The organism is Orrella marina, from assembly GCF_003058465.1.
GTDB lineage: Bacteria > Pseudomonadota > Gammaproteobacteria > Burkholderiales > Burkholderiaceae_B > Algicoccus > Algicoccus marinus.
In genome coordinates this window covers 1,062,801-1,077,154 of record NZ_CP028901.1, presented here as the reverse complement: position 1 = coordinate 1,077,154, position 14,354 = coordinate 1,062,801, and the positions used below count along the sequence as shown (strand labels likewise).

Genomic DNA, 14,354 nt, shown 5'->3' with positions numbered 1-14,354 from the left:
TCGACCAATACCGAGCCAGGCAGAGGCGGAAAGCGAGTCCAGGTGTATGACACCTTGTATGGATAGAGCGCAATCTGTCTTGCGTTACCTTGTTTCTCAACCGCCTGGCAAAAACCCGGGCCAGACGCCGTTATCATGCTCAAAAGTTGTAAGTCACCCCAAAGCCACCTTGCGGCTGAAAACTCCAGCCACCGACCGAGTCTCCCCATACCTGGTTCGAGTACTTCACCTGTACAAAGACATTGAATGACAACTTGTCATTGACGTTATAGGTCAGCATCAACTGAGGCAACGCGAAAAGGATGTAAGTGCTCTTGAAGTTGCCTGCCTGCACGGTAGGCCCAAGCCATTCATACTGCGCGTTGCTGGCGATGAAAGGTTCCCAGGAGCCATTCCGGTTTGAGGCCATGAATGGGTCGAGACCACCAATGAAGTTAAACGACAATGAGGTGTTCTGGTCGAACTTGAACAGCGTATTCTGATACTGCAGCCAGGCTAGCGCCACAAAATAGTTGGCACTGCTGTAGTTGCCGTTAGGCCCGCTGATCTGCAAGGCGCCGCTGTACCAGTCCTTGAATGCGTAGGCATTGAGCGTGAACGAGAAGTTGCCAGGCAAATCCCAGTTGGTGAGTAACCCGATACCGGCCGTGTTGATACTGCCTGACCCGCCCTGCGAATTCCATGCATGGACATACTGCGGTGCCAGTGCGAACTGGGTCGCCTTCAGGAACTCCGATCTGGGCAGATACTCCGAGAAATCAAAGAAGGTCTGGCCGTATACGTAGTTTGTGGAAGTGCCGGTCATGTTCGTCTGGTTCTCGAACATGACCGACGAACTCCAGTTGACCTTTGAGTCCCCTAACTTGCCGTAGTTGTAGGTCAATGTGCCTGCGGGTTGCGAGAAATACTCGTACTGTTGATTGGGTGCCCCTGTGTAGTCGTCATACAGTCCCCAGGTGCGGTCCCACACGAGGTTCAAATTCCATTTCGGTGCGAAGTTGTAGTTCAGCGACAAGGAAGGGTGTGCTGTCGCGGTTTTGTATCCACCTGAATTGCCGTAAAACGTTTGCGTCAGGCCAATCGAACCATTGGGCTTGAACCCCGGATCTGCCTGGGCAATTCCTGAGCACAGCAACAATGTGCCAAGTCCTGTCAAAAGTGATCTGCTCATTTACGCTTCCTTAAGCGATTTCCGTGTCTCAGAGTTTTGGCGTTATTCGTATCTGGCCTGATCGTCATATAGAGATCTTGCCAGCCACCAGCGCCATCACCACTGCTGCATCAACGATTAGCAGGATCAGCAGGTATAAAAGCTCGACTTTTGTGAAGATCGGTTGCCCGTCCTTCTTTTCGGTGCGCGACCAGATGTATACCGGCAACCCCAGTGTCATGAGGATGGGTACCAGCACGACATACTGCATCTCGCTGGCGTAGATGATGAACAGACAAAACAGCGAACCCAGAATCCCGCTCCAGAGCGCCATACCACGGCTCGCACCGCGGTAACTGCCATTCATGCAGCTTTTGGCAATGAATAACGTGGTGGTAATGTAGGCAGGCACCACCATCAGGGCGCTGATGTTGTACATCGTGTTCCAGGCATTGTTGGAAAAGTACACCAGCAACATCGCCACTTGCATGACAGTGCTGCTGACCCACAGGGAAACGCTGGCAGCATCGTTCTTGTTGGTTCGCGCGAAAGCTTTGGGAAATGCACCATTCTCGCCAGCGGCCATGGGGATCTCCGCGCATAGCATGGTCCATGCCAGCCAGCCAGCCAGTACGGAAATGATCAGGCCCACACTCATGAGCCAGTTACCCCATGCCCCATGGACCACATGTTGCAGAACCCCTGCCGTGGAGGGATTGGCCACCTGACTCAGTTCGTTCTGTGTCATGGCACCAAATGGCAACACAGAAAGCAGCATGTAAATGAAGAGGGCCAGTACGAAGCCCAGCAGCGTTGCCTTGCCAACATCATTGGTGTTGCGGGCTCGACCAGAGAGCACCACAGCGCCCTCTACACCAATGAACGCCCACAAGGTCACCGTCATCGGTGCCAGTATCTGAGACATCAACGACACAGATACCGTTTCCTTGTTGACCTCGGTGACAATCTGTGGGTCCGTTCCCCATACGTTCGTCAGCAACTGGGAGTAATCAATCATGACACCCAGAATCAGGACGAACAAGATCAGTGGTACGAGTTTGGCGAAGGTGCCGACCGTGTTGACAAAACCCGCAACTTTGGTGCCGGAAAGCACCAGGTAGTTGTAACCCCAGATCAGAATCGAACCACATATGATGGAGTTCAGGTTGTTGCCATCCGTGAACACGCCCGGAAAGAACTCGTTAAACGCATCCATCAGAATGACCGCAAACGCGACGTTGCCAAAGCAGGTCATGAGCCAGTAGCCCCAGGCTACGTTGAACCCGATGAATCGTCCAAATCCTTCCTGTGCATACATGTACACCCCGGCCTGCAGGTCTGGGCGGGCATCAGACAGCAGCCGAAAACAATTCGCGATGAAATACACGCCCACGCCAGCGATAATCCAGGCCACGGTGACCGGGCCAACGGCCGAGCTGGCGGCGGTGTTTTGTGGAAGACTGTAAACGCCACCGCCGAGCATCGAGCCGACGACGATTGCAATGAGTGCGATCAATCCGAGCTTGGCGGTTTGGTCGGTGCCTGATGAGGAACTCGTTGATTTGTCTGACATGACGGTGTTTTCCAGAATAAGCATGCGATCCGGCAGGATCCGCAGCAACTCAACAATGACTGACCTGCCACTTTTTTTCTCGTCAGATATATGCGGCTGGCTGGTCAGTCATGCCTGTATGGGTGCTTCCCTTCGACTATCTCTTGTCTTATTGACGGCCTTTCTTGTTCGATGAACTTGCTGTTTTGCGCAGTCGGATGTGCGAAGGCAAAGCGGTGGCCTCACGCTCATCCTCAATGATCGCGCGCACCCAGTAATCACCGTTCTGATCGACGCTCACGCCTTGAATCTCGTGTTCGAATCCGGGAAATTCCTTATCGAACGCCTGTAAGGCCTGTAAATATCCAATGATGCCGGTATCGTCGTCCGGCAGTCGCTCGCCAGGCATAAGAACAGGAATGCCCGGTGGATAAGGTACAAGCATGCTGGCTGCGATTCGTCCGGCAAAGTCTTTAAGTCGTACACGTTCGGTTTTGTAGCGCACCACCTTCTGATAGGCTTCGGCTGGTGTCATGACCGCCTGAGTAGTCGTGCTGACAGCGTCACTGATGTGCTTCATGAGGTCGAGTTTGCGCATGGTGTCATGCATCGACTGGCACAGTTCACGCAAGGTCATGCCTTGATAGCGACTGCCTGTTCTGCTCAGTGACGGAATCGCGTCAAGCGCCATCACGCCATTGTCATAACTTTTCTTGAACGCCAGCAAGCTTTCAATTAACGTGCCCCATTTTCCTCGGGTGGTGCCAACCGAGAACAGAATCAGCAAGGTATAGTCACCTGTGCGGGCCACCTCGGTGCGCAGATCGTCCAGGAACTTGGTGACCACGTATCCGGGAATGCCCATATCCTCGTACTGGCCCTGCGCAGTGATACCCGGGCATGTGATCGAGACCTTCACCGGATCGAGCATGCAGTCAGTCTGATCGATGTCCTCATCACTAAATCCGTGCCAGGTGTCACCGGCACGCAGACACCAGTTCTCGGGTGTATGGCTGAGTATGCTGATAGGGGCATCCTGGAAGGCAACTTGCTCGCCCGACGTCGGATCTTTGACAACGGTGGGTTGCAAAACATCGAAGAACCAGTCCGTCGGATTGCTCTGGATCAGATCCTGTTTGACCTTCACCACAGTCTGACGAAACGCAATCGCCTCTTCGATCGACTCTTGCACCAGCGAATAGCCAGCATTGCCTTGCATCATGCTGACCGCCACGTCGATCGAAGCAATGATCGGATAGAACGGAGATGTGGTTCCGTGCATCATGAATGCATCGTTGAAATCATCAAAGTCCAGCGGTGCCCGGTCGCTGTGCTTGACGTGAATCATCGAAGCCATGGAGAGCGCTGGCAGCATTTTGTGGGTCGAGTGAACCGCAAAGATGGTGGGACGATCCGGGGTCTCGTCACCGATGTCCATTGCAAATCGATCACGATACAGCGGATGAAAGCGAGCGTAGGCGTACCAGGCTTCATCGAAGTGCAATCGCGGCACGCTCGCTCCAAGGTGCTCGACAACGTCCCTGACGTTGTAACAAAACCCGTCGTAGGTGCAGTTGGTCACCACGGCGTAAGTGGGCGATGGACTGACAGCCCCTTGCGTGATCTGGCTTTGGGCTATGAGCGTGTCGATTGCAGATTTCTGGAGCCTGTGAGTGGGGATCGGTCCAATTAACCCGTAACCATTTCGGGTAGGCGTGAGGTAAACGGGCCTGGCTTGTGACAATGTCAGGCCATGGTTCAGAGATTTGTGGCAGTTTCGGTCCACAATCGCGATTTCGTTCGCACCAACAGCGCCTTGTACGACAATCCGGTTTGACCCGGATGATCCTGCAACGCCGTAAAATGTCCAGTCGGCTCCAAACAACTTCGCAGCGATCTCTTCAGACTGCTTCGGAGGGCCAGCATGAATAAGATAGTCGCCCATTTCGGCGGTCGCAACCCCGATGTCGGCACGCATGATGTTCTCACCAAAGAAATTGATGAACTCGACACCGACAGGATGCTTGAGATAGGCCATGCCACCCATGTGACCGGGGCAGTCCCAGTAATAGTCACCATCCTGGGTGAAGTCTTTCAATGTCTTGAAGTACGGCGGCAGCAATGATTGAGCATAGCGATGAACCGCGGTGTATACCCGGTTGGCGGTGAAATCAGCCGTTTCCGAATAAAGATGAATGTGCTCACCTGCTTCGCGCAATACATGCAGCGGAATGTCCGTGGTGAGTCCGGTCTCACTCATGATGAACACAGGGACGTTCTCGTTGCGTTGGCGGATTTTTGTCACAATCGAGTCAAACTGGCTTGCCATCTGCGGATGATTCGGGTTCCACAGAATCGCGATCGCACTATAGCGGGGGCTCTCGCCGATGTATCGGTTGCCATCGGCGGTGTCGGCTGCGCAATGAATTTGAAATCCTCTGGCCTTGAGTGAAGATTCCAGTGCGCCGATCGCATGTTGCACTGGATCAGAACTGGCAAGCTCACGCGACAGTATCAAAAGTATGTTGTGATTGAATTGCATGCAAGCACCCCTTGGTTAGTTTGAAAGCTCGGCCGTACTGCTGAATCGCTGAATTGGCGTGACTCACACCGTCATGGTCTGTCTGGTTTTCGTAACGCTGTTACGCGCCCGAAGACATCATGTGTTTACAAAACCAGTTTCCCTGAAACAAACAGCGCAATCACGATCAGGTCGACCACGCCAAGCACCGCGAGACCCATCCACTCCCATTTATGCAATGAACTGGCCGACAGCCCCTGCTCCTTTCGGGCAACAAAATAAAAAGGAATGCCGAGCGTCAGTAACAACGGTGTCATGGCGACATCATCAAAACTGCTCGCAAACAACATGAACAGACAGAAGCCGACCCCGATCAGGCCAGTGGTGAAGGTGAGCGACTTGCCGGCAAGTTCCTGATTTGCCCGCTTCTGTTCAAGGCTGAGCTTGCAGAGAAACAGTGAAGCTGCAAAGTAGGCAGGCAGAACGGTGATAGCTGAAATGGCCAGCAGATCAAGCCAGGCGTGTTTGGCGAAGTACACCATCAACAGAATCACCTGCATGATGGAACTGCTGATCCACAGCGCCGAAGATGCGGCCCCGTGTTGATTCTTGGTAGCAAATTTTTTAGGAAAAGTCCCGTTGATCGCTGCGACCATTGGAATCTCAGCGCAGATCATCGTCCAGGCGAGCCAGCTGCTCAGAATTGAAACCAGTACCCCAGCGCTGATGAACCACTCCGCCCAGGTTCCCATGAGATAGTTCATGACACCCGCGGTTGACGGGTTGTCAATTGCGCTTAATGCTGGCTGACTCAAGACACCGAACGGCAATACCGAAACCAGAAGGCAGATCACCAGAGAAATGACAAACCCGATGAAAGTCGCCCGTCCGACATCAGCTTTGTTTCGGGCACGTCCAGACAATGCGACGGCTCCCTCCACCCCAATGAAACACCAAAGGGCCACATAGAGCGGTGCCAGAACTTGCGAGGTGATCGATCCCAGCGGCTTCTCGTGGACGGCTGGGTGAGTGCCCCACACGTTTTGAAACAACTCGGCTGAGTCAAGATAATAGACAACGATTCCCACAAAAAACACCAGTGGGATGAGCTTGGCGACGGTACCGATGAAGTTGATCGATCCAGCAATCATGGTGCCGCGCAGTACCAGTGAATGGAAGCCCCAGATGAGCAAGGACGCGCCGATGATCGAAGCCACATTGTTGCCGCCGGTGAAATCCCCTGGCATGAAATAGTCCATGACGTCCATGACCATGACGGCAAAGGCCACGTTGCTAAACAGGGTCATGAGCCAGTAGCCCCAAGCCACCAGAAAAGCGGCAAGTGATCCGAAACCTTCGCGCGCATACATATAAATACCGGCCTGAAGATCGGGGCGAACGTCGGATAAAACGATGAAAGTCCGGGCGATAAAATACATACCGAACCCGCAAATGATCCATGCGATGACCACAGGGCCGACCGCGGACTGTTGTGCCATGTTCTGCGGCAAACTGTCGACCCCACTGCCAATCATGGAGCTGACGACAACCGCAACCAGCGCAAACAGGCCTATTTTCTGTTCGATGTGTGGTCCGGCATCGACTTTGGATTGACTAGCCAAAATGGCTCTCCACGTAGATAAGAAGCACGCACACCGGTATCAGATGGAACCTGGTTGCATGCCCTCACATCAAGGAAGGCATCGGTGTCTGGGAAGTGACAAACTAAAATTCAGTGAGTCAGATCGAATTTTTTCTAATCTTAACTTAGCGCGAGGCATCTACGCAACGCAAGAACCTGAAATATAGGGTTTGTCTCTAGATCGCCTGCTAATGACAGTGACTGCCCAGTAGAGAGTTCCATCAATACAGGTCAACATAAAGCATAACGGTCAGATGACTCTCATGTTTCCCGGAGGGAAGCCATCATGGCCAGATAAGCCTGTCGCACCGCTCTGATATTGATAGCAGAGCAGCGCGCAGTGCTCACGCAGCTTGCGGGCTCTCGAACCGCAAGCACACGCTCGAGGTGAGGCACACCGGACTCGCCAGGGCCGGCGAGATCACCATCTGGCGAATTCTGAACGAGAACGCAATCGAGCCACAAAAGACTCGGTACGACCCCGAGCGACAGTAGCCGGAATCACCGTCCTTCAGGCAGGGGAGGATGTCAATGTTGTGTGCAAGGATATTGATACGTACTATCCACACGAGTCGGTCAAACGGTTTGTTCTGGACAAGCACTTTTCGCACGTTTCAAAGAAGACCATGGCTTATCTGGCCACGCGCCCTGGTCAGCTTAAATACGTCCGCACACCCAAACGTGGATGGTGACTCAATCTGATCGAAAGTGCATTTTCGAAGATGGCAAGAACCTTCTTGCGTCACATCCGGAACGATTCGCTCGAGTGTTCGTCAGGTCGCACAAGCAGTGATTGTCAGCCTTTTGTCAAACGCCAGGGATTGATCAAAAAAGGGAGTGCATTGTGATGAACAGAATGAAGATGCCGCATGGCCGTTTTACCTTGAACACAAGCATCCGGGAGAATACGCCCTTCAGAAAGATGCCGCGCAACATATCCACAGGATCTGGCCTGGTGCGATCGTCGAGTCACTTGCTCTCTTTGTGCTCTTACCCGGCAAGTGACTCGGGATCAATGCTTTGAGCCCGGTTTAGAGAGATTGCGACCTTGGTCCGCAAGGCATTGGAATGCGCTCGCAAGATCTCCTGCTTCACATCGAGCAGCTGCCGTGGATGCATGGAGAACTCAGTCAGACCGAGCCCGAGCAGCAAACGAGTGAGGTGAGAGTCTCCGGCCATCTCGCCGCAGACCGAAACGGATTTTCGGAATCGCTCCCCGGCATTGATGGTCGACGCGATCAGTCTCAGGACAGCCGGGTGCAAAGGGTCATAAAGCGCCGATACGTCGGAGTCTGCGCGATCGATACCCAGAGTGTACTGGATCAGGTCATTGGTACCAATGGAAAGAAAGTCAAATGCCTCGGCAAAGGGTTCGATCGCGATCGCCATCGCCGGGACCTCGACCATGGCTCCGATCGGCACATGATCGGCAACCGGGATTCCCTTCGCCTTGAGCTCATCACGCACCGCGGCAAGAATCTGCCTGGTCGCATCGACCTCGGCCAGGCTGGTGATCATCGGGATCAGAATCCGTACCGATCCATAGGCCGATGCACGCAGGATGGCCCGCAGTTGAGTGGTAAACAGTTCGGGTCTGGCCAGGCAATAGCGGATGGCCCGCAACCCAAGCGCTGGATTGGTTGAAACCGTTGCCTCCCGTCCAGGGTTTTGTCCGAACCCAGATCGAGCGTACGGATCGTGACCGTGCGCCCGCCCATCTGCTGGGCCACTGATTGATACGCACCGAACTGTTCTTCCTCGGAGGGCAGATCCTGCCTTCCCATGAACAGAAACTCGCTGCGAAACAACCCAATCCCCTGTGCGCCCTGACTCAGTGCAAGTGGCACTTCATCGGGAAGTTCGATGTTGGCCATCAGACGGATTCGCACGCCATCCAGGGTCTGTGCATCCACATCGCGCAGGCGCATCAGACGCGTGCGGTAGTCGTCGTACTCGGTCGACAGTGTCTCGTAGGCTTCGATCTGGCTTTGGGACGGGTTAACCAGAATGGCACCCTGCTGTCCATCCAGAATCAGAAAATCCCCGTCCCGGATCACGTGACGCGCGTTGGCGGCGGCAACAACGGCAGGCACGCCCATGCTGCGCGCAACAATCGCGGTATGGGATGTGGGCCCACCAAGCTCGGTCGTGAAACCGGCAAACTTGGCACCTCGCAAGCGGATCATGTCAGCTGGCGAAATATCGCGTGCCACCACGATGAGTGGCTCATCGGTCTGTGCCATCTCGTCAAGCGTGGCCATGGTGGGGCTACCCGCAAGCACATGCAACACCCGTTCAACGACCTGACGGACATCTGAGCCACGCTCGCGCAGGTACTCGTCTTCCATGGATGAGAATTGCTCGCCAAGAGTCTGCCCCTGGGTGGTCAGTGCCCACTCGGCGTTGTACTGGCGCGCTTCAATCAGCGTCAGTGTTTCATCAGCGAGCAACGGGTCCCCGAGCAGCAACTGGTGCACGTTCAGCAAAGCAGCAAGTTCCCGCGGCGCATCGTCTGGCAACGAGTCGATCAAGGATTGAAGATCTTTGCTGGTGGTTTCAAGCGCCTGCGTGAAACGTGCTTTCTCTGAAAGAATCGCATCCTCGGAAATCCGGTAATGCGGGACTTCGAGCGCGGCTGCGCCCATCACCACTGCTCTGCCCATGGCGTAGCCGCTGGCAACAGCCCGGCCGTACAGGCAGATCATGGGTCCATTTTTGGGCAGTTCAGGCATCTTCACCAAACTTGTCATTAAAAAGTGCTTCGATATCCGTGAGGGCTTGCTCGGCGTCGGCGCCTTCAGCATCAACCCGGACCTCGGTACCCAGGCCAGCTGCGAGCATCATGACGCCCATGATGCTTTTTGCGTTGACGCGACGCTTGCCTTTCGCGATGAAAATCTCGCTGCTGAACTGGCCTGCCAGTTTGGTCAGGCGTGCCGCAGCCCGGGCATGCAAACCCAGCTTGTTGGAAATAGTGACATCAACGTAAGGCATGGAAAGTGTCCCGATTGTAAATTATTCTTTGTTTCTATGATCGTTCTGATAGTCGCACGGATGGCAGTACCTCTAATCACTTTCGCGAGATCAGTCGACACGCATCACCGTTTTCGAGGCGCCCTCAATCACTTGTTGAGCGAGTGACATGATGTCCTGCTCCCGATAGCTGATTGCCCGTAAAACCATCGCCGCGTTGACGCCGGTGATGACTTCGCAGGGAATGCCCTGCTCTCTGGCCATCTCCGCTGCGCTGGTGCAAACATTACAGGGTGAGGCGCCCGGCAGATCCGTCATCATCAAGACGCCAGAGCCCTGATTGAGCACTTTGAGCTGGTTGAGCATGGCACCGCTAGAGTCTTCGGCGCAGGCCCCTGGCAAGACGTCAATTGCGGTGATCGGAGCATCATGTCCAAACACATGCCGGGCGATATCGCGCAGTGCGCTAGCGAGTGGCGTGTGTGCCACAACGACCAGCGCAACAGGCGGATTGCCCGATTGCTTCGGAACGGATTCCCCGGCTGATTCCTGCTGACTGCCTGATGCGGTTGCTTTTGCAGCCACATCAGGCACAGTACAGGCACGCTGAGAACAGTCATCCATACCGGGCAGTGCCGGATCCTCCGGTGGACTGGGATCAGCTGAGCTGACCAGTCGTGAATCAGGCCCGGCGGAGTTCGCCGCCTGATCAGACTTGCTCTGCATGGGATCAACCTCCGCTTGACGCGCCCTTGCCGTCTGATGGCGCGTGTGCGCTGACAGCCTGCTCAAGTGCCTCGGCAAATCGCTTGCCAACGTCGAAATCAGTCTGTTCGGTGATTTCCACAAAACACGTCGGACTTGTGACATTGACCTCGGTCAGATTCTGACCGATGACATCCAGACCAATCAGCAGCAGTCCCCTGGCAGCCAGTCTGGGCGCGACCGCCCTGGCAATGGCCCAGTCGCTGTCACTCAGTGGCTGAGCGACCCCCGGCCACCTGCGGCCAGGTTGCCCCGGGTCTCACCGGCTTGCGGGATGCGTGCCAGTGCATAAGGCACAGGCTCGCCACCGATGATCAGAATCCGCTTGTCACCGTCGACGATCTCGGGAATGTAACGCTGGGCCATGATGCTGCGATGACCCTCGTGGGTGAGTGTCTCGAGAATGGCGTTGCGATTCGGATCGCTTTTAGTCAGACGAAACACACCACTGCCACCCATGCCGTCAAGCGGTTTGACAACGATGTCCTCGTGCTGCTCGTGAAACGCACGGATGCGTGCCATGTCACGACTGACTAGCGTGGGCGCGGTGAACTCCGGAAACTCCGTGATTGCGAGCTTCTCAGGGTGATTGCGGATTGCAGCCCCACTATTGAAGACGCGCGCACCCTGAGCTTCGGCATATTCAAGCAAATGGGTTGCGTAGACGTACTCCATGTCAAATGGAGGGTCCTTGCGCATGACCACTGCACCAAAATCCGACAAGGCGCGTTCAGAAGGCTGATCGGAGTTTTCCCACCAGCCGTGACCCTTGAGATCGGCATGCAGATGCAGGCTGATCGGCTGGGTGCGAGCGCGCACGACACCTTGCTCGATGTAAAGGTCACCGATCTCTGCAATGCTGATCGAGTGACCTCGACTCACGAGGGCACGCATCATTGCAACTGAACTGTCCTTGTAGGCTTTCAGTTGCGCGATGGGGTCGATAATGAAAAGAACGTGAATCATCCGTTCTGAGCGTCCGACTTGTTGCTGGAAGGCTTCTTCTTGGGGGCCAGCACCATGACCATCTGACGGCCTTCTAGTTTGGGCATGGCTTCCACGACTGCCAGTTCAAGCAAATCATCTCGCACACGCTCAAGTACCCGCATACCAATCTCCTGGTGAGCCATTTCACGGCCGCGGAAACGCAGGGTCACCTTGGCCTTGTCGCCTTCATCCAGGAAGCGTTTGAGATTGCGCAGTTTGACCTGGTAGTCACCTTCATCAGTTCCAGGACGAAACTTGACTTCCTTGACCTGAATAGTCTTTTGCTTGGCGCGAGCCTCGGCTTGCCGCTTCTGCTCCTGGTACTTGAACTTGCCATAGTCCATGAGACGGCAGACGGGCGGACTCGCGTTGGGTGCGATCTCGACCAGATCCACGTTTTCCTGTTCGGCGGTGCGCTGGGCGTCAATGGTTTTGACGATACCGAGCTGCTCGCCCTCCAGACCGATGAGTCGCACTTCGGGTACGCGGATATCACCATTGGTGCGATGAGGCTTTTCAGTTGCGATGTCTAGAACTCCTAAAAGTTGATAAAAATACTGCGTTTCAGTTTGTATTGCCAACCTGGCGGTGATCCGCCACGTCTTCTTCAAGCAGCGTGGCAAATGCTTCAGGCGTCATATTGCCATGATCGACGCCACCCCGGGCACGAACAGACACCATACTGGCATCTCGCTCCTTCTCCCCTACAACCAGAATGTAAGGGATCTTCTGCATGCTGTGCTCACGAATTTTATAGGTGATTTTTTCACCCCGTAAATCCGAATCAACCCTAAAACCTTGCTTTCTCAGGCTCTGAGTGATTTGTTGAGCGTAGTGCGCAGATGACTCTGAAATGCAACAGACCACGGCTTGCGTCGGCGCCAACCAGGGCGGCATCGCGCCTGCAAAGTTCTCGATGAGCATGCCGATAAAGCGCTCGAACGAACCCAGGATGGCACGGTGCAGCATCACGGGGACCTTGCGTGTGTCATGTTCATCGACATACTCGGCACCGAGACGGGCAGGCATTGAGAAGTCGACCTGTATCGTTCCGCATTGCCAGTGACGCCCGATGGCGTCCTTGAGCGTGTACTCGATCTTGGGTCCGTAGAAAGCTCCGTCACCCGGGGATACCTCGAACTCGCACCCAGTGTTGCGCAGACTTTCCATGAGCGCCGCTTCGGCCTTGTCCCAGCTTTCGTCACTACCGATGCGCTTCTCCGGGCGGGTGGCCACCTTGTAGAGCACTTCGGTAAACCCGAAATCTGCGTATACCTTCTGCAGCAATGCCGTGAAGGCCGCACATTCGTCCAGTAGCTGGTCTTCGGTACAAAAAATGTGACCATCGTCCTGTGTGAAGCCACGCACGCGCATCATGCCGTGCAGAGAGCCAGACGGCTCGTTGCGGTGGCACTGGCCAAATTCGCCGAATCGCAGGGGCAGTTCACGATACGAGTGCAGGTTTGCGTTGTAAATCTGCACGTGTCCGGGACAATTCATGGGCTTGAGGCCGTAGAGACGGTTCTCGGACTCGGTTGTGAACATATTCTCGCGATAGTTCTCCCAGTGACCGGTTTTTTTCCAGAGTGACAGGTCCAGAATCTGCGGTGCCTTGACCTCCTGGTAGCCATTGTCACGGTACACCTCGCGCATGTACTGCTCGACTTGCTGCCACAGCGTCCAGCCTTTCGGATGCCAGAACACCAGGCCAGGCCCCTCTTCCTGGAAATGGAACAGGTCGAGCTGTCGTCCGAGCTTGCGGTGATCGCGCTTTTCGGCTTCAGCCAGCATATGCAGGTAGGCGTCCTGGTCCTGCCTGGTTGCCCATGCAGTGCCATAAATACGCTGCAGCATCTCGTTATCGCTGTTACCTCGCCAGAAAGCGCCGGCCACCTTGGTCAGTTTGAAGACCTTGAGCTTTCCGGTGCTCGGCACGTGCGGGCCACGGCACAGGTCAATGAAGCTGCCTTCACGATAAAGGCTGATGGTTTCGTTTGACGGAATGGAGGCAATGATCTCGGCCTTGTAAGCCTCGCCGATGCCCTTGAAAAAATCCACGGCGTCATCACGTTTCCATTCCTCACGCACCACTGGTTCGTCCCTGGCGGCGAGTTCGGTCATCTTCTTCTCGATGGCCTGAAGATCTTCCGGTGTGAAAGGACGCTTGTAGGAAAAATCGTAATAGAACCCGTTGTCGATGACCGGTCCGATCGTCACCTGCGCTTCTGGAAAAAGCTCCTTGACCGCATAGGCCAGCAGGTGGGCGGTCGAGTGGCGGATCATGTCCAGGCCGTCTTCGTCCTTGGCCGTGATGATCGCCAGTCCGGTATCCGAGTCGATTGTGTAGGACGTGTCTACCAGACGAGTCTCGCCGTTACGGGTGATGCGGCCAGCCAGTGCGGCCTTGGCCAACCCGGTCCCGATGGAACGGGCCACTTCGGCCACCGTCACCGGAGACGAAAACTCTCGTTGCGAACCATCTGGCAAAGTAATTGAGATCATGCTCTCGGACTCGTCCTTCTGTGTCAGTTAAAAAATAAGTGAATCGGTAAAACCGAGACGTAGGCCCTGTTGATCAACACGTTGCGAATCAACACTCGCGGATCAATAGTGAAATCATTACAAACGTTAAAAATCAGTAAATACCGAAAACCCGGGTGCAGTCAGACAGAGTGCAGTCAGGCAAAGAGCACACACTGTGCGCACACAGTGTGTGCATTCACTGATCGCTCGATCAATGACCGTCTGGCCACTGATAATTACT

At 54.9% G+C, this 14,354-nt stretch carries 8 protein-coding genes and 3 pseudogenes; 1 reads left to right on the top strand and 10 read right to left on the bottom strand.

Features of this window, described 5'->3' with window-relative positions; translation table 11 throughout:
• Window positions 1–139: 139 nt before the first annotated feature.
• The 4 genes from DBV39_RS04770 to DBV39_RS04755 all read right to left on the bottom strand — a co-directional run bounded on the left by DBV39_RS04770 (window position 140) and on the right by DBV39_RS04755 (window position 6,845).
• Window positions 140–1,171, bottom strand: coding sequence for a FomA family porin-like outer membrane protein (locus tag DBV39_RS04770; RefSeq protein ID WP_108620565.1), 1,032 nt, complete (start codon window positions 1,169–1,171; stop codon window positions 140–142).
• A gap of 64 nt (window positions 1,172–1,235) precedes the next feature.
• Entirely contained in the window at window positions 1,236–2,723 is a 1,488-nt protein-coding gene (locus tag DBV39_RS04765; RefSeq protein ID WP_193853048.1) for a basic amino acid/polyamine antiporter, read from the bottom strand.
• Window positions 2,724–2,871: 148 nt separating this feature from the next.
• Window positions 2,872–5,244 carry an Orn/Lys/Arg family decarboxylase gene (locus tag DBV39_RS04760; RefSeq protein ID WP_108620564.1) on the bottom strand — a complete coding sequence of 791 codons (2,373 nt, stop codon included), beginning with the start codon at window positions 5,242–5,244 and terminating at the stop codon, window positions 2,872–2,874.
• A 125-nt stretch (window positions 5,245–5,369) separates the two neighbouring features.
• Window positions 5,370–6,845, bottom strand: a complete 1,476-nt coding sequence (locus DBV39_RS04755) for a basic amino acid/polyamine antiporter (protein WP_227870813.1) — start codon at window positions 6,843–6,845, stop codon at window positions 5,370–5,372.
• 568 nt (window positions 6,846–7,413) lie between these two features.
• Between DBV39_RS04755 and DBV39_RS20585 the strand changes: the two are divergent.
• A pseudogene (locus DBV39_RS20585) lies at window positions 7,414–7,632 on the top strand (IS630-like element ISCARN21 family transposase); the annotation flags it as partial.
• 223 nt (window positions 7,633–7,855) lie between these two features.
• On the opposite strand, the pseudogene ptsP reads toward DBV39_RS20585, so the two are convergent.
• The 6 genes and pseudogenes from ptsP to thrS form a co-directional block, all read right to left on the bottom strand.
• Window positions 7,856–9,570 (bottom strand): annotated as a pseudogene (gene ptsP, locus DBV39_RS04745) (phosphoenolpyruvate--protein phosphotransferase).
• Window positions 9,571–9,589: 19 nt separating this feature from the next.
• Window positions 9,590–9,859: an HPr family phosphocarrier protein gene (locus DBV39_RS04740; RefSeq protein WP_108620562.1), complete on the bottom strand. Its 270-nt coding sequence runs from the start codon at window positions 9,857–9,859 to the stop codon at window positions 9,590–9,592.
• A 90-nt stretch (window positions 9,860–9,949) separates the two neighbouring features.
• Window positions 9,950–10,564, bottom strand: coding sequence for a PTS sugar transporter subunit IIA (locus DBV39_RS04735; protein WP_159078805.1), 615 nt, complete (start codon window positions 10,562–10,564; stop codon window positions 9,950–9,952).
• Window positions 10,565–10,568: 4 nt separating this feature from the next.
• Window positions 10,569–11,566: pseudogene (gene gshB / locus DBV39_RS04730) on the bottom strand (glutathione synthase).
• On the bottom strand, window positions 11,566–12,165 hold the full coding sequence (gene infC, locus DBV39_RS04725; protein WP_227870894.1) for a translation initiation factor IF-3: 600 nt from the start codon (window positions 12,163–12,165) through the stop codon (window positions 11,566–11,568). The pseudogene gshB and the gene infC overlap by 1 nt, the downstream one beginning before the upstream one ends.
• On the bottom strand, window positions 12,155–14,092 hold the full coding sequence (gene thrS / locus DBV39_RS04720) for a threonine--tRNA ligase (protein WP_108620560.1): 1,938 nt from the start codon (window positions 14,090–14,092) through the stop codon (window positions 12,155–12,157). Before thrS ends, infC begins: the two co-directional genes overlap by 11 nt.
• Window positions 14,093–14,354: the final 262 nt, after the last annotated feature.

Coding starts and splice junctions, on each gene's coding strand:
- DBV39_RS04770 (WP_108620565.1), bottom strand. CDS start 1,171: ATGAGCAGATCACTTTTGACAGGACTTGGCACATTGTTGCTGTGCTCA.
- DBV39_RS04765 (WP_193853048.1), bottom strand. CDS start 2,723: ATGTCAGACAAATCAACGAGTTCCTCATCAGGCACCGACCAAACCGCC.
- DBV39_RS04760 (WP_108620564.1), bottom strand. CDS start 5,244: ATGCAATTCAATCACAACATACTTTTGATACTGTCGCGTGAGCTTGCC.
- DBV39_RS04740 (WP_108620562.1), bottom strand. CDS start 9,859: ATGCCTTACGTTGATGTCACTATTTCCAACAAGCTGGGTTTGCATGCC.
- DBV39_RS04735 (WP_159078805.1), bottom strand. CDS start 10,564: ATGCAGAGCAAGTCTGATCAGGCGGCGAACTCCGCCGGGCCTGATTCA.
- thrS (WP_108620560.1), bottom strand. CDS start 14,092: ATGATCTCAATTACTTTGCCAGATGGTTCGCAACGAGAGTTTTCGTCT.